Below are 289 nucleotides of genomic sequence, written 5' to 3' on the forward strand. Positions count from 1 at the left end.
TAATGTAGTGCCTTACATTGATGTAATGTTGGTACTACTAATTATATTTATGGCTACAGCACCACTCATTACTCACGGTGTTAAAGTTGACTTACCAAAAATGGAAGAGTCAGACTTAGTTGATACTAAAGATACGCCACCTATTATTGCCTCTATAGATGCTGATGGCCGATACTATGTAAGCGTAGGCACCGACCCTGAAGAGCCAATGGAAGCGCTAGATGTAGCTGCCGTAATTAAGTTACAGCTGATGAAAAATCCAGATGTACCTGTAATGATAAAAGGCTCG

The 289-nt window shown here is 40.1% G+C and carries 1 protein-coding gene; it reads left to right on the forward strand.

Annotation, left to right across the window (positions count from 1 at the left end):
* On the forward strand, window positions 1–289 hold a 289-nt coding region (locus tag AAEY62_RS21815), incomplete at both ends, for a biopolymer transporter ExbD (RefSeq protein WP_350636487.1).

The sequence above is a fragment of the Pseudoalteromonas sp. GW168-MNA-CIBAN-0100 genome (genome assembly GCF_040309225.1).
GTDB lineage: Bacteria > Pseudomonadota > Gammaproteobacteria > Enterobacterales > Alteromonadaceae > Pseudoalteromonas > Pseudoalteromonas arctica.